This window comes from Rhodocaloribacter sp. (assembly GCF_056451265.1).
This window is the reverse complement of record NZ_JBWOPL010000075.1, coordinates 1-23,534: the sequence shown is the minus strand read 5'-3', so window position 1 is coordinate 23,534 and position 23,534 is coordinate 1. Positions and strand designations below refer to the sequence as shown.

Annotated in this window: 22 protein-coding genes; 20 read left to right on the top strand and 2 right to left on the bottom strand. The window is 65.6% G+C overall.

Going from position 1 to position 23,534, the window contains the following annotated elements:
* Positions 1-46: 46 nt before the first annotated feature.
* From AC1HIY_RS13710 to AC1HIY_RS13665, 10 genes are all read left to right on the top strand, one after another.
* On the top strand, positions 47-589 hold the full coding sequence (locus tag AC1HIY_RS13710; RefSeq protein WP_479577309.1) for a hypothetical protein: 543 nt from the start codon (positions 47-49) through the stop codon (positions 587-589).
* Between the two features lie 38 nt (positions 590-627).
* Positions 628-1,983: a GTPase HflX gene (hflX, locus tag AC1HIY_RS13705; RefSeq protein ID WP_479577308.1), complete on the top strand. Its 1,356-nt coding sequence runs from the start codon at positions 628-630 to the stop codon at positions 1,981-1,983.
* 241 nt (positions 1,984-2,224) lie between these two features.
* Complete coding sequence (locus AC1HIY_RS13700) at positions 2,225-2,890, top strand: CBS domain-containing protein (RefSeq protein ID WP_479577307.1); 666 nt, start codon at positions 2,225-2,227, stop codon at positions 2,888-2,890.
* A 96-nt stretch (positions 2,891-2,986) separates the two neighbouring features.
* Positions 2,987-3,499, top strand: coding sequence for a hypothetical protein (locus AC1HIY_RS13695; protein ID WP_479577306.1), 513 nt, complete (start codon positions 2,987-2,989; stop codon positions 3,497-3,499).
* 185 nt (positions 3,500-3,684) lie between these two features.
* Positions 3,685-5,634 carry a DNA topoisomerase (ATP-hydrolyzing) subunit B gene (gyrB, locus tag AC1HIY_RS13690; RefSeq protein ID WP_479577305.1) on the top strand — a complete coding sequence of 650 codons (1,950 nt, stop codon included), beginning with the start codon at positions 3,685-3,687 and terminating at the stop codon, positions 5,632-5,634.
* Positions 5,635-5,715: 81 nt separating this feature from the next.
* A complete protein-coding gene (locus tag AC1HIY_RS13685) occupies positions 5,716-6,684 on the top strand; it encodes a glycosyltransferase family 2 protein (protein WP_479577304.1) in 969 nt (322 codons plus the stop codon).
* Positions 6,684-7,850 carry a glycosyltransferase gene (locus AC1HIY_RS13680; protein ID WP_479577303.1) on the top strand — a complete coding sequence of 389 codons (1,167 nt, stop codon included), beginning with the start codon at positions 6,684-6,686 and terminating at the stop codon, positions 7,848-7,850. Before AC1HIY_RS13685 ends, AC1HIY_RS13680 begins: the two co-directional genes overlap by 1 nt.
* A gap of 59 nt (positions 7,851-7,909) precedes the next feature.
* A complete protein-coding gene (locus AC1HIY_RS13675) occupies positions 7,910-8,638 on the top strand; it encodes a sugar phosphate nucleotidyltransferase (RefSeq protein ID WP_479577302.1) in 729 nt (242 codons plus the stop codon).
* 68 nt (positions 8,639-8,706) lie between these two features.
* A complete protein-coding gene (locus AC1HIY_RS13670; protein ID WP_479577301.1) occupies positions 8,707-9,531 on the top strand; it encodes a class I SAM-dependent methyltransferase in 825 nt (274 codons plus the stop codon).
* A gap of 230 nt (positions 9,532-9,761) precedes the next feature.
* The gene (locus AC1HIY_RS13665) at positions 9,762-11,462 is read left to right on the top strand and encodes a CTP synthase (protein WP_479577300.1); all 1,701 of its coding nucleotides are present in this window, start codon (positions 9,762-9,764) and stop codon (positions 11,460-11,462) included.
* Positions 11,463-11,483: 21 nt separating this feature from the next.
* Here the strand turns inward: AC1HIY_RS13665 and AC1HIY_RS13660 are convergent, their stop codons facing one another.
* Both AC1HIY_RS13660 and AC1HIY_RS13655 read right to left on the bottom strand, forming a co-directional pair.
* Positions 11,484-12,155: a LexA family protein gene (locus AC1HIY_RS13660; RefSeq protein WP_479577299.1), complete on the bottom strand. Its 672-nt coding sequence runs from the start codon at positions 12,153-12,155 to the stop codon at positions 11,484-11,486.
* Between the two features lie 78 nt (positions 12,156-12,233).
* Positions 12,234-12,587, bottom strand: coding sequence for a hypothetical protein (locus tag AC1HIY_RS13655; protein WP_479577298.1), 354 nt, complete (start codon positions 12,585-12,587; stop codon positions 12,234-12,236).
* Between AC1HIY_RS13655 and AC1HIY_RS13650 the strand changes: the two genes are divergently transcribed.
* From AC1HIY_RS13650 to murG, 10 genes are all read left to right on the top strand, one after another.
* Positions 12,574-12,948 (top strand): division/cell wall cluster transcriptional repressor MraZ, encoded by a 375-nt coding sequence (locus AC1HIY_RS13650; RefSeq protein WP_479577297.1) that lies wholly within the window; start codon positions 12,574-12,576, stop codon positions 12,946-12,948. The two genes, AC1HIY_RS13655 and AC1HIY_RS13650, sit on opposite strands and share 14 nt — an antisense overlap.
* 1 nt (position 12,949) lies before the next feature.
* Complete coding sequence (rsmH, locus tag AC1HIY_RS13645) at positions 12,950-13,945, top strand: 16S rRNA (cytosine(1402)-N(4))-methyltransferase RsmH (RefSeq protein ID WP_479577296.1); 996 nt, start codon at positions 12,950-12,952, stop codon at positions 13,943-13,945.
* Between the two features lie 12 nt (positions 13,946-13,957).
* Positions 13,958-14,185, top strand: a complete 228-nt coding sequence (locus AC1HIY_RS13640; protein WP_479577295.1) for a hypothetical protein — start codon at positions 13,958-13,960, stop codon at positions 14,183-14,185.
* A 17-nt stretch (positions 14,186-14,202) separates the two neighbouring features.
* Positions 14,203-14,742: a hypothetical protein gene (locus AC1HIY_RS13635; RefSeq protein ID WP_479577294.1), complete on the top strand. Its 540-nt coding sequence runs from the start codon at positions 14,203-14,205 to the stop codon at positions 14,740-14,742.
* Between the two features lie 48 nt (positions 14,743-14,790).
* On the top strand, positions 14,791-16,890 hold the full coding sequence (locus tag AC1HIY_RS13630) for a penicillin-binding transpeptidase domain-containing protein (protein ID WP_479577293.1): 2,100 nt from the start codon (positions 14,791-14,793) through the stop codon (positions 16,888-16,890).
* A 91-nt stretch (positions 16,891-16,981) separates the two neighbouring features.
* Positions 16,982-18,475 (top strand): UDP-N-acetylmuramoyl-L-alanyl-D-glutamate--2,6-diaminopimelate ligase, encoded by a 1,494-nt coding sequence (locus tag AC1HIY_RS13625; RefSeq protein WP_479577292.1) that lies wholly within the window; start codon positions 16,982-16,984, stop codon positions 18,473-18,475.
* 52 nt (positions 18,476-18,527) lie between these two features.
* Positions 18,528-19,688: a phospho-N-acetylmuramoyl-pentapeptide-transferase gene (mraY, locus tag AC1HIY_RS13620; protein ID WP_479577291.1), complete on the top strand. Its 1,161-nt coding sequence runs from the start codon at positions 18,528-18,530 to the stop codon at positions 19,686-19,688.
* A 24-nt stretch (positions 19,689-19,712) separates the two neighbouring features.
* A complete protein-coding gene (gene murD, locus AC1HIY_RS13615) occupies positions 19,713-21,077 on the top strand; it encodes a UDP-N-acetylmuramoyl-L-alanine--D-glutamate ligase (protein ID WP_479577290.1) in 1,365 nt (454 codons plus the stop codon).
* Positions 21,078-21,138: 61 nt separating this feature from the next.
* The gene (locus tag AC1HIY_RS13610; protein ID WP_479577289.1) at positions 21,139-22,281 is read left to right on the top strand and encodes an FtsW/RodA/SpoVE family cell cycle protein; all 1,143 of its coding nucleotides are present in this window, start codon (positions 21,139-21,141) and stop codon (positions 22,279-22,281) included.
* Between the two features lie 211 nt (positions 22,282-22,492).
* On the top strand, positions 22,493-23,534 hold a 1,042-nt coding region (gene murG / locus AC1HIY_RS13605), incomplete at its 3' end, for an undecaprenyldiphospho-muramoylpentapeptide beta-N-acetylglucosaminyltransferase (protein ID WP_479577288.1).

Genomic DNA, 23,534 nt, shown 5'->3' with positions numbered 1-23,534 from the left:
GCTCACCTACCCGGAGCCCTGTCGCACGGTGTTTGACACTCTCCATATGATCTTGTTGATCGGCTTCATCGGGGTGACCTCCCTGCTGATGCTCATCACGGTGGCGAACCGTTTGCGGATGCGGCGGGTGCTCCTTTCCTGGCGCACGGGATACTTCTTCGGCCTGCCCCTCTGGCCGATGGCGTTCCTCGCGGTGGTGGCGCTCTTGTGGGGCTATTCGCTGGCCTCCGGGCAGCCCACTCCCTCGGGCGTCTTCGCCGGATACCTGGCGGGCGGCGTGTTCTGGTTCATCGCCATCCTGCTCGCCAATGCGCTCGTCGTGACGGAGGTCGGCATCGTCCAATCGATGAAGCGACCCCGGCGGATGCTTGCCTGGGGACAGGTGGTCGACTATTTCGAGGTCCCGCGTGGCGACGGCCACCACTACGTCTTTTTTTTCGAAGACGGAGCCGGGGTGCGTCGGCGCTTCGAACTGAAAGTGCCCGCAAGCCGGCGCGACCGGTTTCACCGGATCGTCCGCGCCAAGATCGACGCCCGCATGGACTTCGGCGTACAGCAAGCCTACGGCAAAAAGGCGCTTGAAGGCTGAGCGTACGTAAGCTTTTGTTTCACGAGAACCCATCACGATTGAATTCGAACCGACAACGCATCCAGGAATCGGCCATCCTCGTCGGCGTCACCCGGGCAGGTGAGGAGCCGTGGGAAACCCGGGACGCTCTCAATGAACTTGAATTGCTGGCCGACACGGCCGGCGCACACGTCACCGACCGCGTCACGCAGGCGCTTCCGAAACTCAACGCGGCCACGTACATCGGCAAGGGGAAGGTAGAGGATCTCCGGCGTCTGGTGGCCGCCCGAAAGAGCGATCTCGTCATTTTCGACGACGACCTCTCACCCGTACAGGCGCGCAATCTGGAGCGGGCGCTCAAGTGCAAGCTCGTCGACCGCTCGGCGCTCATCCTCGACATCTTCGCGAGTCGGGCCAAGACGGCCGTAGCCAAGACGCAGGTCGAACTGGCTCAGCTCGATTACCTTCGCACCCGCCTCACGCGTCAGTGGACGCACCTCTCGCGGCAAAAGGGCGGCATCGGCACGAAAGGGCCGGGCGAGACGCAGATCGAGACGGACCGCCGCATGATCGGCCATCGCATCGCCACGCTCAAACGCCGCCTCGAACAGATCGACCGGCAGCGGACGACCCAGCGCAAGAGCCGCGCCGCCTTCACGCGCGTTTCCCTCGTCGGCTATACGAACGCCGGAAAATCGACCCTGATGAATGCGCTGGCCGACACCGACGTGCTCGCCGAGGATCGCCTCTTCGCCACACTCGACGCCACCACGCGGATGATCCGCATCGCCGCGAACAAGCAGATGCTCCTCTCCGACACCGTCGGCTTCATCCGCAAGCTTCCCCACAAGCTCATCGAGAGCTTCAAGAGCACGCTCGACGAAGTGCGCGAGAGCGACGTGCTCCTTCACGTCGTCGACGCCACGCACCCGCGCTTCGAGGATCAGATCCGCGTGGTCCACGAAACGCTCAAAGAACTGGGCGCGCTCGACAAGCCGATGCTCATGGTGTTCAACAAGATAGACGCGCTCGAAGAACACGGCCTCCTCGGCGCGCTGCGCGAGGAATATCCGGATACGGCTTTCGTCTCGGCGCTTCGGGGCATCGGCCTCGGCGAACTCCGGCGCAAGCTCATCGACGTGGTCGAGCGCGACTTCGAGGAGCACCTCGCGTACGTGCCGCTGGCCGAAGGCGGCGCCGTCGCCTACATCCGCCGCGTCGCCGACGTGATCTCGGAAGAGTATATGTATGCGCAAAACGGCGATGCGGCTGCGCAACCGGAGGCCGTGGCGCGCCTGCACTTCCGCGTGGCGCCCCGCCACTATCGCGACCTGAGACCCACCCTGGAAAAATTCGCACACCTCAAGCCGATCCCGGAGGATAACGCGCATGGGCAACGGTCCCAAACGGCATAAATATTTGTAATTTCCGGCCGGGGTGAGGCGAGGGCGCTAAAAATAGCTTGCGCTTCGCCGATGCATTTTGTAAATCCCGCGATGAGGTTTGAATCGTGCACGAAGCGGAGGGGAGCGGGACCGCCGACCTCTGCCGGTTTCGCAGTCTCCGGGAAACGGCACGGTGCTTGAGGTAACTAAAGAAGCGACCAGGTCGGGCATCTCGCCCGGTGCTTGTATCGCGCTTGACGGTTACATCGTTATGAATATTGAATCACTGATAAGCCATTCCACGCCGCCGCTGAAGCCGACCGATACGGTCGAGTTCGCGCTGGGGCTGCTGATGGAATTTCGCGTCGGCCACCTGCCGGTGGTCGACCGTGAGCGAAAACTGATCGGGGTGGTTTCGGAAGAACATTTGCTGAACGCCGCCGAGCCGGATATCCCGATCGAAAAACTGCTTGGCGGCGAGCCGATCTTCGCCACGCCCGATACCCACGTTTTCGACGTGACGAAAGTCATGATCGAGCACGACATGACGGCGTTGCCCGTGGCCGATGCCGAGGGACGCTACCTCGGCCTCGTTCGTCGGCACGACATCTTCGAGCAGTTTGCCCGGATGCTCTCCACGCACGAAGCCGGCGCGATCCTCGCCCTCGACATCGAAGCGCGCGACTACTCCCTCTCCCAGCTCGTCTATACGATCGAGCAAAGCGACGTGCGGGTGCTCTCGCTCGCCACGGAGACCGAGCCGCAGGCGGAAGGCCGGATTCGCGTCACGCTCAAGCTCAACGCCACCGACGTGGCGCGGGTGCGCCACATGCTCGAACATCACGGCTATCACATCGTGGCGACCTTCGGCGAAGATGAGGACGATGAAGACCTGCTCTATCGGATTCAGGAATTCATGCGGTACCTCGAAGTCTGACGCTGCCCGCCATCGCCGGTGCGCCGTCGTCTCTCGCACGCTTGTGTGCCCGGGATGCGCCGCACCGTTTTTTTTATCTCTCCAGCGGTGCCTTTCATGCCTTTCGACCCCGAACCCCAGTCGGACGCCGTCGTGTTGCGGGCCATGGTGCTGCTCGCCTCTTTCTCGACGGCGACGGAGGTGTGGAAAACGGTGGCCGAGCGGCGCGCCGGGCGGGATCCCTCGGCGCAGGAGGCGGAGGCCGTCGTGCGGCCGTACCTGTGGGAGGCTCGCCGCGCCCTCGATGAAGGGCTCATGCGGCTCCAGGGCAACCTCGCCTATCTTCACACGGGCGAAGAGGAACGCGCCCCCGGCCTCGTGCGCCGCTTCGAAAACCTGATGACGCTCAGCCGCGTGGCGCGCCGCCTGCACGTCGTGCACCAGCGCCTGCTCAGTCTCTACCCCGGCGTCTCCGACGCGCTCGTCGAGGCGGCCCGACGGCTTCAGTCCGAGGCCGCCGCGCTCCTCGAAATCGAGGAAGAGCGCTTTCCCGACGCCCTCGGTCCCTTCCTGGAACGCGCGCTCGCCTTTACCGCATGGATGGAGCGGGAACTCGCCGTCGGCGGATGAGCCGCACCCGTTCGGGTTTTTCCACCGAAGCGCGTCGTTTTTCGGGGAAAAGGACTCTTTTGAAGAACAGAAAGCCCCTCTCGCGCGTACTATCTTGAATTGTTACGGCGCGTCTGTTCCGAGGGGAGCAGGCCGCCTTCGCCGCCGGTTCGGCGAGTGACCGCCGCATGATCAAAAGGAGTGCTATGAGGAAGGAAGCAACCCCGGGCAACGGGTACAGCGCATCGAACATTCAGGTGCTCGAAGGGCTTGAGGCCGTTCGGAAACGCCCTGCCATGTACATCGGCGACGTAGGCATCCGCGGCCTGCATCATCTCGTTTACGAGGTCGTGGACAACTCCATCGACGAGGCGCTGGCCGGTTATTGCGACCGCATCGACGTGTCGATCAACGAGGACGGCTCCGTCACCGTGCGCGACAATGGGCGCGGCATTCCCGTCGGCATCCACCCGGTCGAGGGGCGCTCGGCGCTGGAGGTGGTGATGACCACGTTGCACGCGGGCGGGAAGTTCGACAAGAACACGTACAAGGTCTCCGGCGGTCTTCACGGCGTCGGCGTCTCGTGTGTGAATGCCCTCTCGGTTCGGCTCATCGCCACGGTGCGGCGCGAGGGCTACGTGTGGCAGCAGCGCTACGAGAAGGGGCGCCCGGTGACGCCCGTCGAGAAGGTCCGCCCGCTCGAGCCCGGCGAGGAGAGCGGCACCGAGGTGCAGTTCTGGCCCGACGCTTCCATCTTTCAGACCACCGAGTTTCGCTTCGACACCCTGGCCGACCGGCTCCGGGAACTGGCGTATCTGAACCGGAACGTATACATCTCCATCGAGGATCGCCGGGAGGAAGACGAGGCGCTTCGCCGCGAAGAATACCACTTCGAGGGCGGCATCGTCGAGTTCGTCGCCTACCTCGACGAGACGCGCACGCCGATCATGGAGGAGACCATCTACATCGCCGACGAGGACGCCCCCGTGCCGGTGGAACTGGCGATGCGGTATAATACGAGCTATACCGAGAACGTGCTCTCCTTCGTCAACAACATCAACACGCACGAGGGCGGCACGCACATTTCCGGCTTCCGACGCGCGCTCACACGGACGCTGAAGCAGTATGCCGAGCAAAATAATCTGCTCAAAAACGTCAAAACCGACCTTTCCGGGGATGATTTCCGCGAGGGGCTGACGGCGGTGCTCTCGGTGAAGGTGGCCGAGCCGCAGTTCGAGGGGCAGACGAAGACGAAGCTCGGCAACTCGGAAGTGCAGGGGGCCGTCGAGTCGCTGGTGGGCGAGCGGCTGAAGATCTGGCTCGAGGATCACCCGCGCGCGGCGAAGAAGATCATCGACAAGGTGGTGCTGGCGGCTCAGGCGCGCGCCGCCGCCCGCAAGGCGCGCGAACTCGTGCAGCGCAAGAGCGCTTTCGGCAGCGGCGGCCTCCCCGGCAAACTGGCCGACTGCGCTTCGAAGGACCCCGCCGAAAGCGAACTCTTCCTCGTCGAGGGAGACTCCGCCGGCGGCTCGGCCAAACAGGCCCGCGACCGGCATTTTCAGGCCATCCTTCCGCTTCGGGGCAAAATCCTCAACGTCGAGAAAGCGCGGCTGGACAAGGTGCTTGCCAACGAGGAGATCAAAAACATCGTCACGGCGCTCGGCACCGGCATCGCCACGGCGACCGACGACTTCAACTTCGACGGGCTCCGGTATCACAAGATCATCCTCATGACGGACGCCGATGTGGACGGCGCGCACATTCGGACCCTGCTGCTGACGTTCTTCTACCGGCAACTGCGCCCGCTCTTCGAGCACGGCTACATTTACGTGGCGCTGCCGCCGCTCTATAAGGTCAAGCAGGGCAAAGACGAGCGCTATGCGTGGAACGATAACGAACTGCAGGCCTTCGTCGATGAGATGAATACGCGGGGACGCGGGAAGATTACGATCCAGCGATACAAAGGGCTCGGCGAGATGAACCCGGAACAGCTCTGGGAGACGACGATGAACCCGGCCACGCGCATGCTTCAGCGGGTCACCATCGAAGACGCCGCCACGGCGGACCGGATCTTCTCCACCCTCATGGGCGATGCCGTCGAGCCCCGCCGCAAGTTCATCGAGCGCAACGCCAAGTACGCGACGATCGATGTGTGATCGGCGGGTTGAAACGGGCGGCTCATGGGCGGCCCGGCCGTGCCCGGGCGCCGCGCGCGAGAGGAGCAACCACCATACCGTATGACGCCCCATCCCGACCTGAGCATCATTGTGCCCGTCCTCGACGAGGAGGAGTCGTTGCCGGAGCTGGCGCGGCGCATCCGTGAAGCATGTGAGGACGCAGGGTACAGCTTCGAGGTGTGGCTCGTCGACGACGGCTCGCGGGACGGCTCGTGGGCGGTGATCGAGCGGCTCCACGCCGAGGACCCACGCTTCGCCGGGCTTCGCTTCCGGCGCAATTACGGAAAGTCGGCGGCGCTGGCGGTGGGCTTCGAGCACGCGCGCGGGCAATACGTCATCACGATGGACGCCGACCTTCAGGACGACCCGGCCGAGATCCCGGAACTCGTCGCGCTCCTCGAAGAGGGATACGACCTCGTGAGCGGATGGAAGAAGAAACGCCACGATCCCCTGAGCAAAACCATCCCGAGCCGCTTCTTCAACCTCATCACCCGGCTGCTCTCCGGCATCCCGCTCCATGATTTCAATTGCGGGCTGAAGGCGTACCGGTGCGAGGTGGTCAAGAGTGTGCGCGTCTATGGCGAACTGCATCGGTACATCCCGATGCTGGCGAAGTGGGAGGGTTACGAGCGCATCACCGAGAAGCCCGTGCGGCATCACGCCCGGAAGTTCGGCCGCACGAAGTTCGGCTTCGAGCGCTTCATCCGGGGCTTTCTGGACCTCCTCACGGTGCTTTTCCTCACCCGTTTCGCCGCGCGCCCGATGCACTTTTTCGGCACGCTCGGCACGCTTGCCTTCTTCGGCGGCTTCGTCGTCAGCCTGTGGTTGAGCATAGACAAGATCGTCTACGGCAATCCCATCGGCGACCGCCCGCTTTTGCTGCTCGGCGTTTTGCTCATCCTTGTCGGCGTGCAGATGTTCACCACGGGGCTCATCGGGGAAATGGTGGTCCGCCCCCGCATGGAGCGCACGGAGACGTACGACGTCGTCGCGGCCCTTGCGCCGGCGGCGGCGCACGAGGCGGCGTGATGGAGCCGCGAAAGAAACGGCTGGCGCTCGTCGGACCGGTCTATCCGTATCGGGGCGGCATCGCGCATTTCCTCGAAAAGATGGCCCGCGACCTCCGCGCACGCGGCCACACCGTCGAAGTCGTCACGTTCACGCGGCAGTACCCGGAGCGTCTCTTCCCCGGCGCGACGCAGTACGAGGCCGCTCCCCCCGCCGACCCCGTCGCCGCCGTTCGCCTCATCGACACGCTCAACCCGGCAAGCTGGATGCGGGCGGTCCGGCACGTTGAACGCTTCGCGCCGGACGCCGTCGTGTTCAAATACTGGATGCCCTTCTTCGCCCCGGCTTTTGGCGCCATCGCCCGACTTCTCCGGCGGCGAGGCATCCCGTCGATCGCCCTGGTGCACAACGCGCTTCCGCACGAACCCCGTCCCGGCGACGCGGCGTTGAGCAAATATTTTCTCCGGGCCTGTGCGGGCTTCGTCACCCTGTCCGAAGCCGTCACGCGCGACCTCGGCGTGCTCGGCGTGCGCGGGCCCGTGCGGCAGGTGGCGCATCCGGTGTACGACGTCTTCGGCGAGGCGCTCCCGAAGGCGGAAGCGCGGGCGAAGCTCGGTCTCCCGCCCGATGCGCCGGTGCTCCTTTTCTTCGGTTTCGTGCGGAAATACAAGGGGCTTCACGTGCTGCTCGAGGCGATGCCGCGCCTCGTGGAGGCGCTGCCCGGCGTGCGCCTCGTGGTGGCGGGCGAGTTTTACGAAGACGAGGCGCCGTACCGCGAGCGGATCGCGCGGCTCGGCCTGTCGGAGCACGTCGCGCTGCACGACCGGTACGTCCCGAACGACGCCGTGGCGACGTATTTCTCTGCCGCCGACCTCGTCGTGCAGCCGTACCTCTCGGCCACGCAAAGCGGGGTGGCGCAGATCGCGTTTCACTTCGAGAAGCCCGTCCTCGTCACCGACGTGGGCGGGCTGGCGGAGATCGTGCCGGACGGGCGGGCGGGGCTCGTGACGCCGCCCGGTGATCCGGAGGCGCTCGCCCGCGCCGTCATCCGCTTCTTCCGCGAAGACCTCGCCGAACGCCTGGCGGTGGGAGTGCGGGAGGAGAAAAAGAAATACGGATGGGAGCCGCTGTGCGAGGCGATTGAATCGCTGGTTGATGCGTTGAACGTTGGAGCGTTAAAACGTTGATTCGTCGGCGTGCCCCGGGGCGTCGTAGGTCACCCTCACCCCCAAAAAACACCTCCCCCATGCCGCGACGCTCGTCGAAATATCCCGTGGTGATCCTGTGCGGCGGTTCCGGCACGCGGCTTCGGAGTGGGGTCGCGGACTCTCCGAAGGCGCTCGCGCCGGTGGCGGGCGAGCCGTTTCTCGGGCATCTGCTTCGGCGCCTCCGGCGCGCCGGGTTCACGGACGTGATTCTGAGCACGGGCCCTCTCGGGGAGCAGGTCGAAGCCTTCGTGGGCGACGGGACGGCGTGGGGCGTGCGCATTCGGTGCGTGCGGGAGCCGGAGCCGCTCGGCACGGGCGGGGCGCTCCGCCATGCCGCCGGGCGCGCGGGCATCAAAGGGGTCTTCCTCGCCATGAACGGCGACACGTTCTTTTCCGGGGCGCTCGAATGGCTCGTCGCCTGCCATCATCTCCGGAAGGCCAGAGCCACCCTCGCGCTCGTCGAGAGGCCGCGTGCGGAACGGTGCGGCGAGGTGCGCATGGGCGAGCAAGGGGCGGTGACGGCGTTCGTCGAGAAGCCGGAAGGGGCGGGCGCGGCATGGATCAACGCGGGCGTCTACGTGTTGGAGCCGGACCTCGTGGCGAGCATCCCGCCGGGCCGAAAGGTTTCCCTCGAACGCGACGTGTTTCCGAAGTGGATCTCGAAGGGGCTGTACGGCTGCCGCTTTCCCGACGCCGTCTTCCTCGACATCGGCGCGCCGACGGACGATGCCCGCGCCGAAGACGTGCTTCGGGCCTTCGGGCGATGAGCGGTCACTCGACGAGCAGACCATCCGAGAAAAAATATCGGTACGGCGACGGACCTTATCTTGAGTTTATGCAATACGACCCCATCAAAGACCGGCTCGGCGCGTTTTTCAGCCGGAGGCCTTTTCTCCAGAAAATTTTCTACCGTCTTCTCGACCTCTTTTTTCTCCGGTCGTGGTACGTGCGGCGCGAGGTGAAGCGGCTCCTGGGGGCGTATCCCCCGGATCGCGTCGTCGACGTGCTCGACGCCGGGACGGGCTTCGGGCAGTACGCATACTTCATCGCGCGCACCTTCCCCAACGCCCGCGTGCTCGCCGTCGACGTGAAGCGCGACTACCTCGAGAATGCCCGTCGCTTCTTCGCCCGTACGCCGTACGCGGAGCGCGTGCGGCTCGCCTGCGAGGACCTCACCGATCTGAAAGCCGAGGGGCCGTTCGACTTCATCCTCTCCGTGGACGTGATGGAGCACATCGAGGACGACCGGGCCGTCTTCCGTCACTTTGCCCGGGTGCTGCGGCCCGGCGGGCACGTGCTCATCAACACCCCCTCCGACCTCGGCGGCTCGGACGTGCACGGCGACGAGGCGAGCTTCATCGAGGAGCACGTCCGCGACGGATACAACCGCGACGATCTCGAGGGCAAGCTCCGCGAGGCGGGGCTGGAGCCGGTGCGCACCCTGTACACGTACGGCCCGTACGGCTCGCTCGCGTGGCGGCTGATGATCAAATACCCGATGCTCCTGCTTGACAAAGGCCGGCTCTTCATCTTCGTCCTGCCCCTCTATTATCTGCCCGTGCTCCCGTTCGGCCTCCTCCTCCATGCGCTCGACCTTCGCCGCGAGAACGCCGCGGGCACCGGGCTGCTCGTCGTCGCGCGGAAGCCGGAAGGAAGGTGAGACGTTTTGTGAGGGAGGGGGCAAGCCCCGGTAAAACAAGGCGTTTCATTCAAACTTTCACGCGCCGATCCGCGAACCTTCACGCGCGCGCTTCCATACAATGACGGAGCGCCGTATTTTGAAAAGGCGTCTCTGAAAGTTTCCGTGCCCGCGATGCCGCGTTTTCCCTGAAGCACTGCCGGGGATACGTACGTCATCGGCGTTTCGTACCAAACAAACCGGATGTGATCGTGCAGACCAAGTACATTTTCGTGACGGGCGGGGTGACGTCCTCTCTGGGCAAAGGGATCATTTGCGCCTCGCTCGGGCGGTTGCTCGAAGCGCGCGGGCTGCGGGTCACCATCCAGAAGTTCGATCCGTACATCAACGTCGATCCCGGGACGATGAACCCGTACGAGCACGGCGAGGTCTTCGTCACCGACGACGGGGCGGAGACGGACCTCGACCTCGGGCACTACGAACGCTTCCTCGGCGAGCCGACGAGCCAGGCGAACAACGTCACGACCGGGCGCATCTACCTCGAGGTCATCACGAAGGAGCGCGCCGGGGCATACCTCGGTAAGACCGTGCAGGTGGTCCCCCACATCATCGACGAGATCAAGGCATGGATGCTCAAACTCGGCGAGACCGGCGACTACGACGTGGTCATCACCGAGATCGGGGGCACCGTGGGCGACATCGAGGGGCAGCCCTACCTCGAAGCCATCCGGCAGCTCCGGTACGAACTCGGCGTGCGGAACACGCTCAACGTGCACCTCACCCTCGTGCCCTACCTCGAAGCTGCCGGTGAGCTGAAAACCAAACCCACCCAGCACTCGGTCAAGACCCTGCTCTCGTTCGGGCTTCAGCCGGACGTGCTCGTGTGCCGCGCCGACCGCCCGCTCGAAGACGGCCTCCGCCGGAAGATCGCGCTCTTTTGCAACGTCGAGCCGCGCGCCGTCATCACCTCGCGCGACGCCGAGTCGATCTACGAGGTGCCGCTTCTGGTGGAAGAAGAGGGGCTGGACGACATCGTGATCGAGCGTCTGCACATCGTCGAGGACCTCGACGCCGACCGGCTGATCACCGAGCCGCAGATGGGCGACTGGATCGAGTTTCTGAAAAAGCTCAAGACCCCGAAGGAGACCGTGCACATCGCGCTCGTGGGGAAATACGTGGAGCATCAGGATGCGTACAAGTCCATCAGCGAGAGCTTCACGCTGGCGGGCGCGGCGAACGAGGTGCATGTGGAGGTGAAGTACATCCTTTCGGATGAACTGACCTCGGAGAACGTGGCGGAAGCGCTCTCCGACGTGGCGGGCGTGCTCGTGGCGCCGGGCTTCGGCGAGCGTGGCATCGAGGGGAAGATCGAGGCCGTCCGGTATGCCCGCGAGAACGACCTGCCGTTCTTCGGCATCTGCCTCGGCATGCAATGCGCCGTCATCGAGTTTGCGCGGCACGTGTGTCACTGGGAAAACGCGCATTCGACCGAGTTCGACCCGGACACGCCGTATCCCGTCATCGACCTGATGGAAGAGCAGAAACGCATTGCCGACAAGGGCGGCACGATGCGTCTCGGAGCGTACGAATGTTATCTCATCGAAGGCTCCCGCGCGCGTGAGATCTATGGGGAGTCCGACGTGTGGGAACGTCACCGGCACCGCTTCGAACTCAACAACGTGCTCCGGTACAAGCTCCTCGAACACGGCATGCACTTCACCGGCGTCAACCCCACGCGCGACCTCGTCGAGATCGTCGAATTGCCGGAGAAGCGCTGGTTCATCGGCGTGCAGTTTCACCCCGAGTACAAGAGCACCGTGGGGCGTCCGCATCCGCTCTTCCGCTCGTTCGTGGCGGCGTGCGCGGCGTATGCGCGGGAGAAAGACCTGGCGGCGCCCCCCCGCCGCACCCGCCGAGAGAAAGTGCTTCAGCTCGCCTCGGCGAAAGTGTGAGGCGGGAGGTCCGGCGACGCGTCAGAGCCGCCGCATGATGCTGAGGACGCGCCCGACGACGTAGCATCCGGGATCTTCGGGGGCAAACGTTTCCTCGGTATAGTGCCGGTCCGCCGGGCGCAGGTGAAGGCGGTCGTTCAGAAAGAAAATGCGCCGCGCATAGAGCATCTCTCCGACGAGGCAGGCGGCGATCTCCCCGTTCTGCAGGTCTTTCCACGACGTCTCTTCGATCACCAGCAGATCTCCTTTGTGGATGCCGTCTCCGTTCATGCCGTCGTCCCCGGCGCGGGCAATGAGGCAGCGGTCCGGATGGCGGACGCCGGGCAGGAGGCGCGGGTCCACGGTGAGGTATCCGCCCGGGCGTTCGCGCAGTCGTTCCGGCTCGCGGCTGTTCGTCCGGCTGATGATGAGGAGGTTGGGCGGGGCGTCGTCGAGGCGGAAGGGGTCCTCATCGGCGGCGGCGAGGCGGAGGCCGCGCGCCGCGTTCGGCTCCCGTTCGAGGTAGCCTTTCCGCACGAGCGCCTCCACGAGCTTCGAGACGGCGTTGCCCGAGCGGATGCCGAGCCCCTCGCCGATCTCTCTGAGCGTGGGCGGCTTGCGGTGCATCCGCATGTAGCTGCGGATGAACTCGAAGGTGTCGTTCTGACGCGGGGTGAGCCGTTTTTTCTCGCGGGGAGCGGGCCTTTTTTGCATGGCCAAAGGGCGTCGCCGCCGGTATATGTGCAGCCGAGATTCCCGGGTAAGATACGGCGGGGTGAAAGAATATTCACTTTATATTTTGAACATATGTAATACCTGTCTTGAACATGTGAAATAATTTTCACCTCTTTCAAAATCAGGGGTTCGAGGAAGATCGAGATTGGTATGTGTGGAAAACTTTTTGGGGAGAATCGGCAGGGAAAAATGCCCATTTCGGGCCAAAAAAGCAAATTTTTGAAAATGAGGTTGTACATTGACGAGGTGGTGGGGAAAAGTGGGGGAAAATGCTTTATCTTGTTTCACCCGCAAAGGATCTGTGGGGCGACGAAAAAAGTCTTGACGCATGGCCGGGTTCAAAGGAAGAGCCGAGTACTCCGTTGATTCGAAGGGACGCGTGGCGATCCCGGCGAAGATGCGGAATGCCATGAACCCGGAGGCCAACGGGGCCTTCACCATCACGCGGGGCACCAAGCGGAACATCTACCTTTATCCGCAAGACCGGTGGCGGGAGATGGAGGAGAAGCTTAAAGAGAAGAAAATGTATCAGCGCGAGACGGAGGATGCCGTCCGGCTCCTGTACATGTGGGCCGATGACGTGTCGCTCGACTCGCAGGGGCGCGTGCGCATTCCGGAGTCGCTCAAGGAATTTGCCGACATTACGGATCGGGCCGTGATCATTGGCACCTATGATAAAATCGAGATCTGGAATCCGGAAACGCTGGAGGCGCACCTGAACGCGCAGTCGGAACGCTACGAAACCCTCGCCGAGCGCGTCTTCGGGATGTAAGATGTCCGGCGACGAACATACACACGAACCGCAGGAGTCCGGGAGCGATCCCCTTCGATACGCGACCGGTTATCATGCGCCTGTTCTTTGCAAGGCTGTTGTAGAGGGACTCGTGACCGTTCCGGACGGCGTCTACGTAGACGCCACGCTGGGCGGCGGGGGGCACAGTGCGGCGCTGCTCGAAGCGCTCGCGCCGGGAGGCCGGGTCATCGGCATCGACCAGGACCCGGCGGCGCTGGCGGCGGCCCGCGAGCGGCTCGCCGGGGAGGTTGCGCGCGGGCGCTTCCTCGCGCTCGAAGGCAACTTCGCCGACCTGGAGACGCTTCTGGCCGAGGTCGGCGTCTCGTCCGTGGACGGCCTCCTGCTCGACCTCGGCGTCTCGTCCCGGCAGATCGATGCGCCGGAGCGGGGCTTTAGCTATCGGGCCGAGGGGCCGCTCGACATGCGCATGAACCCGGACACCGGGCTCTCGGCGGACACGGTGGTCAATGCGTGGGAGGAGCGCGAGCTTCGGCGGGTGCTCCGGGCCTACGGCGAAGAGCCGCGCGCCGCGAAGATCGCCCGGGCCATCGTGGCGGCCCGCCCCCTGGCGACGACGACGGAGCTGGCCGGGGTCGTCCGACGCGCGGTTCGGGAGCGCGAGGCCGTGAAGACCCTCGCCCGCGTCTTTCAGGCGATCCGCATCGCCGTCAACGGCGAGCTCGAAGCGCTGGAGCGCGCGCTCGCTGCGGCGGCGCGGCTGATGCGCCCCGGCGGGCGGATCGCCGTGATCAGCTATCACTCGCTCGAAGATCGTCGCGTCAAGCGCATCCTGCGCTATGGCAACCTCGAGGGCCGGGCGGTCCGCGACCTCTACGGCAACCTGATCGCACCCTGGCGCGAGATCCACCGGCGGCCCGTGACGGCGGACGAGGCCGAACTTGCCGTCAACCCTCGCGCCCGAAGCGCCCGCCTGCGCATCGCCGAACGCCGGGCCGATGCCGACGACGCCGTTTGACCTGATGACGACATGTTTACGACCGATTCCGAAATACGAGATTGGCTCCGCAGCCTCGGCTATGCCGTGGCGGGGCGGCCGCGCCCGAGCGTGGAGGCGATGTTTCTTCGGGAGGCGCGTCAGTGGGGCCTTGCGCCGAACGCGCTGGCAGCGCTGATCCGGGACGAGAATCTGTCGCCGGCCGAGATCGGAGCCGGGGTTGCCGACCGCCGACCGGCGGCGCCGCGGATGGCCGCCTGAGCCTGGAGAAAACAATCATGCCGACACCACACGCGAAAAGATCGACCAAACGTCGGAAGCCGCGCTTCAAGAAAGTGCGGCCCGCCGCGCCGAAAAAGAAAGTGCCGGCTCCGTCGCGGGAGGCCGTGGCCAAACGGCGGACGGCGGCGCACGCGCAGCCGGGGCGGAAGACGCCGACGCGGAAGACGCCGGGCGGCGCGCGGCGCGTCCGACTGCCGGGATGGAACGAGCTGGCCGGAGCGGAGAACGTCCGTGCCCCGAAGCGCACGAAGACGCAGACGGTGCTCGACGCCGTTCCCACGGTGCGCTTTGCCGCCTTCATCCTCGCGCTGGCGGCGGCCTTCACCCTCTATGTGGGCCACGTCCACGCCTCGCAGGAACTCCTGACCGACATTCAGCGGCTCCAGCGCGAGAACCTGAACCTTCACCTGAAACACAACCGACTCAAAGGTGCTTTCGACGAGATCACGTCGCCGGGGCAGATTTACCGGCGCGCCCGCGCCCTCGGCCTCACGGAAGCGACGACCTATGGACCCACGATTGAGATGGAACGATGATTGGCCCGTTTCGCCTTTGCGGCGCGGCGGCAAGCAAGGAGCTGGCGCGTGAAACCGAGAGATCAAATACTGGCGCGGATGTACGTGGTGCTGACGTTGCTCAGCATCGTGCCGGTGCTCGTGGCCGGGCAGGCATTGCGCATCTACCTCGTGGACGGAACCGCCTTGCGCGAACAGGGACGGAAACAGGCCGCTTCGTACGTGTCCATTCCGGCCATGCGCGGCGCCATCCTCGACCGCGCCGGGCGCACGCTCGCCGTCAACACCGCGCGATACGACGTTGCCCTTGACCCGACGGCGCCGGGCTTCGACAAGGCTGCGCCGACGTTCTTTGAAAAATTGTCCAGGCTGACGGGGCGCTCCGCTTCCGCTTTTCGAAGAAAAGTGCGGCGGCGAAGCAGTCCCCAGTACGTGCTCTTGCTCCGGGGCGTGTCCGAGGCGCAGAAAGAGGCGATCGCTTCCTGGGAAACGCCGGGGCTGATGCTCAAGCCGCGCTTCGGACGGCGGTATAATTACGGCGCCACGGCGGCCCACGTCCTCGGGCACGTCGATCCCGATCTGCGGGGGCTGGCGGGGCTGGAGCTTCGGTACGACGCCCGTCTGACGGGCACGCCGGGCCGCCGCATCGTCAAGCGCGACCGTCGGGGTGTGCTCAAGGCCGTCCCCTCCGGCGTCGTCGCCGAGCCCAGGCACGGCGAGACGCTCGTGCTCACCATCGACCTCGTGCGGCAGACGATCCTCGAAGAGGAACTGGCGCGAGGCGTGGCCGAGAGCGGCGCAACGTGGGGCACGGCCATCGCGATGGACCCGAATACGGGCGCGATCCTGGCCCTGGCCAACGTGCCGACGTACGACCCGAACCGCCCCGACGCGAGCGCCACCGAGGCCCGCCGCAACCACGCCGTCACCGACCGCATGGAACCCGGATCGACGTTTAAGCTCGTCACCGCCGTCGCGGCAGTCGAGCAGGGGGTCGTCTCGCTCGAAGACTCCATCGACACCGGCAAGGGGTGGGTGGTCCTTCACGGGCGCACGCTCAAAGACACGCACGCCTACGGGACGATCACCTTTGCCGACGTGATCGCCCATTCGAGCAATGTGGGCACGGCGAAGGTGGCGATGAAGATGAAACCGGGCGTCTTTTATCAGTATGCGCGGAACCTCGGCTTCGGCCAGAATACATGGATCGACCTGCCGGGAGAGATTCCGGGATTGCTGAAAAAGCCCGCCGAGTGGAGCGGCGCCACGCTCACGGCGATGAGCCGGGGCTATGAAGTGGACGTGACGCCGCTTCAGGTGCTGACGGCCTACAGCGCGCTCGCCAACGGCGGCCTGCTCGTGCAGCCCTACGTCGTCGCCGAACGGCGCGACGTGACGGGGCGGACGCTCTGGCGGGCCCGGCAGGATTCGATCCGGCGAGCCTTCAAACGCGCGACGGCGCGCAAGCTTTTGCCCGCCTTCGAGCGCGTCGTGGAAGCGGGGACGGCCACGAAGGCGAAAGTGGCCGGCCTCCGCATCGCGGGAAAAACCGGCACGGCCATCAAGGCCCGCGACGGGGGCTACGACCGAAGCGCCTACCGCGCCTCGTTCGTCGGCTTCTTCCCGGCGGACGATCCGGCGGTGGCGATGATCGTCGTGCTCGACGAACCGAAGACGAGCATCTATGGCGGCTCGGTGGCCGCGCCCGTGTTCCGGAACGTGGCCAGGCGATGGCTCGGCACCTTCCCGGAGATCGCCGCGCGGATGCATCCGGTGGAGGAAGCGCCCGCGCTGCCGGAGGCCGAGATGCCCGACGTGACGGCCCGGCCCGCCGCCGTGGCGGCCAACCTTCTGCTGGCCCGCGGCTATCGCGCCGAGCGTCCCGGCGAGGACGAGGCGGCGGCCCCGGTCCGGCGACAACGACCCGCTCCGGGCGAAGCCGCTCCGCCCCGCACCCGCGTGCGTCTGACCGTTGCGGCGGCGGACACCACCGAAAGCACGATGCCGGACCTGACCGGCCTCAGCGCCCGCGAAGCCACGTTCTGGCTCGCTTCGCTCGGGGTGAACGTCAGGATCGAAGGCCGGGGCCTCGTGGCCGCGCAGGCGCCGCGCGCGGGCGCGCCGTTGCCCGAACGCGCGGTGCTCCGATGCCGGGCAAAAGAACGATGACCCGCATCAGGAAACGAGGCAGGAGGGGCGACACGGCGCGCGAAAGACCGGGCCGCCCCCGGCGCCGCGACATACGGAAGAAGGACGCGATATGAAAGCGCTCACTACCCTGCGTCGACGGCTCGAAGCGGCCGGCCTGATGCTCAAAAAGCAGGGACGATTTCAAAATATTAGAGTTGACCACCTGGCCTACGACAGTCGCAAAGTCGGGCCGGGCGGCCTGTTCGTCGCCGTGCGCGGAGAACGGGCCGACGGTCATCTGTTCATTGAAAAGGCTGTTCAAAATGGAGCTGTCGCCATCGTATGCGAGGCGATGCCGGAGGAGGTGCGCACGCGCTTCCCCGGCATCGCCTTCATGCGGGTGAGCGACAGCCGGGCGGCGCTGGCCGAGCTGGCCGCCGCTTTTTACGACGATCCCTCCCGCGAGCTCAAAATGGTGGGCATCACGGGAACGAACGGGAAGACGACCACCGCCTTCCTCATCCGCCGGGTGCTGGAGGCGCAGGGCGTGAAGACCGGGCTGATCGGCACGATCGCCTATCACGCCGGATCGCAACCCGTCGAAGCCACCCACACCACGCCGGACGCGCTCGCGCTGCAGCAGATGCTCCGGCAGATGGTCGAGGCCGGGCTCTCGGCGTGCGTCATGGAGGTCTCCTCGCACGCGCTGGCGCAACAACGCGTCCGCGCCATCGACTATGACGCGGCCGTCTTCACCAACCTGACGCGGGATCATCTCGACTATCACCGCTCCTTTGAAGAATATCTGGCGGCGAAAAAGAAACTCTTCGACGCGCTCTCCGCCGAAGCGACGGCGCTGTACAACCGCGACGACGAAGCCGGCCCGGAGATCGTGGCCGAGACGGCGGCGCGCGCCGTCTCGTACGGGCAGGCGGCCGACGCAGACCTTCGCCTCGAGGTGTTGTCGAACCGAATCGACGGGTTGCGCCTGCGCATCGAAGGCCGTGAGCGTGCGTTTCGTCTGGTGGGACTGTTCAATGCCTACAACCTGACGGCGGCCTACGGCGCCGGGCGCGCCCTCGGCTTGCCCGCGGACGCCGTGCTCGATGCGCTGGCCGACGCGCCGCCGGTGCCCGGGCGCTTCGAGCAGATCCGCTTCGCCGACGGCACGACGGTCATCGTCGATTACGCGCACACCCCCGACGCGCTCGAAAACGTGCTTCGGACGATCCGCGTCACGAAGTCGCCCTCGGCCCGGCTGTGGTGCGTCTTCGGATGCGGCGGCGACCGCGACCCCGTCAAGCGACGGTTCATGGGCGGCATCGCCGAGCGCTATGCCGACCGCGTCATCGTCACGAGCGACAACCCGCGCACGGAGGATCCCGAAAGCATCCTGAACGACATCCGGCGGGGCATGGACCGGCCCGCCGAGGCGCTGTGGATCGTGGACCGCCGCGAGGCCATCGGCGAGGCCGCCGCGTGCGCCGCGCCCGGAGACGTGGTGCTCGTGGCGGGCAAAGGGCACGAGACGTATCAGGTCGTGGGTGTGGAGAAGCTCCCGTTCGACGACCGGGAAGAGGTCCGCAAAAGTTTTGCCTCACGAGGCCTGCCCGCTCCCGGCTGATGCCCACAGGCGCATCGATCGGCGTCGCGTGCGCCGCCATTCATCACCGCTTATGCTGTATTACCTCATCGAATATCTGGAGCGTCTCTACGAGCCGCCCGGTTTTCAGATCATCCAGTTCATCACCGTGCGGGCGGCGCTGGCGGCCATCACGTCGCTGATCATCGCGCTCTTCGCGGGGCGGAGCATCATCAACTGGCTGAGCCGCAAGCAGGTGGGCGAGCAGGTGCGGGAAGGCGAGGACGCCGGCGCCATCGACCACGCGCACAAGCGCGGCACGCCCACCATGGGCGGCATCATCATCCTGCTGGCCGTGCTCGGCTCGACGTTGCTCTGGGGCGCCATCGGCGAGGTCTACGTCTGGCTCATCATGCTCTCGACGGCGTGGATGGGCGTCTTCGGCTTCGCGGACGACTACATCAAAGTGGTGAAGCGCAACAAGAGCGGCTTGCCCGCCCGCATCAAGCTCTTCGGACAAATCTCGCTCGGCCTGCTCGTCGGGTGCGTGCTCTACTTCCACCCGCAGTTCGCCGACATCAACACCATCACGTACGTCCCCTTCATCAAGGACGAATCGCTCGACTACAACTTTCTGGGGCGGCTCTTCGATCACGGGACGGATCTGGGCTGGATCGTGTACATCCCCGTCGTCGTCTTCATCATCACGGCGCTCTCGAATGCGGTGAACCTGACCGACGGCCTCGACGGGCTGGCCGCCGGCGTGACGGCCATCGTGGCGATGGGGCTGACGGCGCTCTGCTACATTGCCGGGAACGCGGTCTTCTCCGAATTTCTGAACGAGATGCTCATACCGGGCGCGGGCGAGTTGACCATCTTCGCGGCGGCGCTGGCAGCGGGGTGCCTCGGCTTTCTCTGGTTCAACGGCTACCCCGCCACGGTCTTTATGGGCGACACCGGCTCGCTCGCGCTCGGCGCCGCGGTCGGAGCGCTGGCGCTGATGATCAAGAAAGAGTTGCTCCTTCCGGTGCTGTGCGCCGTCTTCTTCATGGAATCGCTCTCGGTCATCATTCAGACGACCTATTTCAAATATACGCGACGCAAGTACGGCGCGGGAAAGCGCGTCTTTCGCATGGCCCCGCTGCATCACCACTTTGAAGTCAAAGGCACCCCCGAACCGAAGATCGTGCTTCGATTCTGGATCGTGACCGTCGTCACGGTCATCGCCACGTTGCTCGTGCTTCGGATCCGATAGCCCGGCGCAGACCTCCCACGCATCATGAACCCGGAAACAGTGCAAGGCAAGGCGGTGACCGTCGTCGGAGGCGGGCGGAGCGGGCTGTCCGTGGCGCGTCTGCTGGCGCAGGCGGGCGCTTCGGTCTTTCTCACCGAACGCGGCGCGCCCACCTCCGGGCTCCGGGAAGCGCTCGACGCCCTCGGCGTGCGAAGCGAGTTCGGCGGGCACACCTCACGCGCGCTCGACGCCGACTTCTTCGTCGTCAGCCCCGGCGTGCCCTCGACGGTGAACCTGGTCCGACAGGCGCAAAGCATGCGGATCCCGGTCTATTCCGAGATCGAGGCGGCCTCGTGGTTCTGCCGCGCGCCCATCGTGGCCATCACCGGATCGAACGGGAAGACGACGACTACGAGCCTCATCGCTCACATCTTCCGGCGCTCGGGCCGCCCGACCATCGTGGCGGGCAACATCGGATACCCGTTCTCCGACTACGTGCGCGAGGCGCCGCCGGAGGCCGTGGTCGCGCTCGAAGTGTCCAGCTTTCAGCTCGACCACATCGATGCGTTTCGCCCCCGCGTGGCCGTGCTTTTGAACATCACGCCGGATCATCTCGACCGGTACGACAACGACTTCGAGGCGTACGCGCGGAGCAAGTTTCGCATCCTCGAAAACCTGGGCGCGGGGGATACGCTGGTCTATAACGAAGATGACGACCTCATACGCGAATACGTCCGGCGGGAACGCGGAACGCGGGCCTTCCGGGCGCTGGGGTTCAGTATTGAAAGAGCATGCGAAGCGGGTGCATTCGTCCGTGACGGAGCGCTCGTCCTTCGGATCAACCAACACGAGGAGGTTCTCATGCAAGCCGAACAACTGGCCCTTCGGGGCCGACACAACCTGTACAATTCGTTGGCGGCGGCGGTGGCGGCGCGGGTGATGGAGGTCCGAAATGACGTGGTGCGCGAGAGTATGGCCGGCTTCGAAGGCGTGCCGCACCGGCTCGAGTTCGTCCGGGAGATCGAGGGCGTCCGCTATGTGAACGACTCGAAAGCGACCAACGTGAACTCGGTCTGGTATGCCCTCGAAACGTTCGAGGAGCCGATCGTGCTGATCGCGGGGGGGCGCGACAAGGGCAACGACTACACGTCGCTCAAGCCGCTCGTGCGGAGCAAGGTGCGCGCGCTGATCGCCCTCGGGGAGAGCGCCGGGAAGGTGCTCGACGCGCTCGGGCCGTATGCCGGAGCCGCCGCATCGGCCCGGTCGATGGAGGAAGCCCTGCGGCGCGCGCAGGAATATGCGAAGCCCGGCGACATCGTTTTGCTGAGCCCTGCCTGCGCTTCGTTCGACATGTTTGAGAACTACGAGGACCGGGGCGACACTTTCAAACGGCTCGTGGCCAGCCTCTGACCGGCGGCTTCGCGCACGAACACCGGCGACGGAAAGGGAGGGATCAGAGATCAGAGATGAAATGAGTACGCTGCATCTGAAAATATCGAATCTGAAGAAACTGGCGCGGACGCCGGCGGACAAATACGTGGTGTGGGGCGTGTGGACGCTGGCGGCGGTCGGCGTGGTGGCGGTCTACAGCGCCGTCTCGTTTCTGGCGGCCACGAAGTCGGGAGGCGACACGGAGCGGTTTCTGCTCAAGCACGTGGCGCGGCTGTCGCTGGCGCTGGTCATGGTCGGCGTCTTCAGCGTGATCGACTATCGGTGGCTGGCGCGGAAGAGCCGCGGAATACTGATCGTAGCCATGCTTTTTCTGGCCGCTGCGTTGCTGCTGGGCGAAACGCTGGGCGGGGCAAAGCGATGGTTTCTGGGCTTTCAGCCGTCCGACGTGGCGCGTGTGGCCCTCGTGCTGCACGTCGCGTTTCTGCTGAGCCGGAAACAAACCTACATCCGGGATTTCAAGCGCGCCTTCGTGCCGGTGGCGCTGTGGATCGGAGCGGTCGTCCTGCTCATCGGAACCGCGGACCTCTCGACGGCGGCGGTGGTGCTCACGGTGATGCTGCTCATGTGCTTCATCGGGCGGATGCGGGTGCTTCACCTCGGCATCGCCCCGGTGCTCGGTCTTCTGGGGGTCTACGTCATGCTGTTGGCTTCGCCGCAGCGGGCGGCGCGTGTGGAAGCCTACCTCGGCATGAAGCTCTTTCCGAACACCCGGGCCGAACAGGTCTTTTCCAGCCGGGACGAAGGGTATCAGGCCGAGCAGGCGCGCATCGCCTTTGCCATGGGCGGGCTGACCGGTCTGGGGCCGGGCAAGAGCGTGCAGCGAGACTTCCTCCCGGCTCCGTACAACGACTTTATCTTCGCCATCATTGCCGAGGAGTACGGCATCGCGGGGGCGCTGGCGTTGCTGGCGGTGTTCATCATGATCCTGTATCGCGGCTTTCTCCGCATCGCACGGGACGCCCCCGATCCGCTCGGCCTGTTGCTGGGCGTGGGGCTGGCGACGATGCTCGTGCTCTACGGCTTCATCCACGCGGGCGTAGCTTCCGGGCTGCTGCCCGTAACGGGCCTGCCGATGCCCTTCGTCTCGTACGGCGGCACCTCGATGCTTGCCAACGGAGTGATGGCGGGCATCCTGCTCAACGTGTCGCGGCAAGCCCGGTGATGCGTTTTACCCCTTAACCTTAACCTTTGACCCTTGACTTTGCGTGATGCGTCGTGCGTCGTCTGCTCATCCGGCGTTGCTCTGCGGTCCCCTTTGCGCTTCGGGTTTGATTTTCCCGGCGGCGCGCATCACGCTCCTTTTTCTCATGAGGAGCCCGCTTGAATGCGGACACCGCGGCGCCCGAAGGGGAGCCGCAAGCCGGATACGGTCTATGCAGCGCGCGCCCCGAATATTGTTTGCCGGAGGAGGCACCGGCGGTCACGTCTACCCGGCCATCGCCGTGGCGGACGCGATCCGGTCGCTCGAGCCGGAGGCCGCCCTCGCCTTTGCCGGGACGCAGGAGCGGATGGAGTGGGAGGCCGTGCCGAAGGCGGGGTATCCGATCTATCCGATCACGGTGGTCGGGCTTCAGCGCAAGCTCACGGCGCGGAATCTGGCGTTTCCGTTCAAGCTCGTCCGGGGTTTTGCGCAGAGCTGGGATCTCGTCGGCGCGTTCGATCCGGACGTGGTGGTGGGCACGGGCGGCTTCGTGGCGGGGCCCGTGCTCCTGGCGGCGAGCCTGCGCGGGCGGCCCATCGTGCTTCAGGAGCAAAACGCTTATGCAGGCATGACGAACCGGCTGCTGGCCCGCCGCGCAGCGGAGATCCACGTCGCCTTCCCCGAGGCCGAGCACGCTTTCCCGAAGGGATCATGCGTGCTCAGCGGCAACCCGACGCGTCCCGAGCTTCGGACGGCGAGCCGCGCCGAGGCCCGTCGCTTCTTCGACGTGCCGGCCGACGCTCCGGTGCTGCTCGTCTTCGGCGGATCGCTCGGGAGCCAGGCCCTCAATGCGGCGATGGAAGCGCATCTCGAAGCGCTCCTCGCCGACGGGCAAACGCACGTGCTCTGGCAGACGGGCGCGCGGTACTTCGAGCGGCTCCGGGGGCGGGTGGCGGCGCACCCCCGGCTTCGGCTCCTGAAGTACATCGATCGGATGGACCTGGCCTATGCCGCCGCCGATGCGGCGTTGTGCCGGGCCGGAGCCCTCACGTGCAGCGAGCTGATGGTCACCGGGACCCCCGCCATCCTCGTGCCCTCGCCCAATGTGGCGGAGGATCATCAGACGAAAAACGCGCAGAGCCTGGCCGAAGCGGGGGCCGCCGTGCTGGCGCCGGAGCGCGAACTCGACCGGGTGCTCGTCCGCGAGGCGCAGGCGCTCCTCGGCGACGCCGGGCGCCAGGCTGCGATGGCCGCCGCCGCACGCGCCCTGGCCC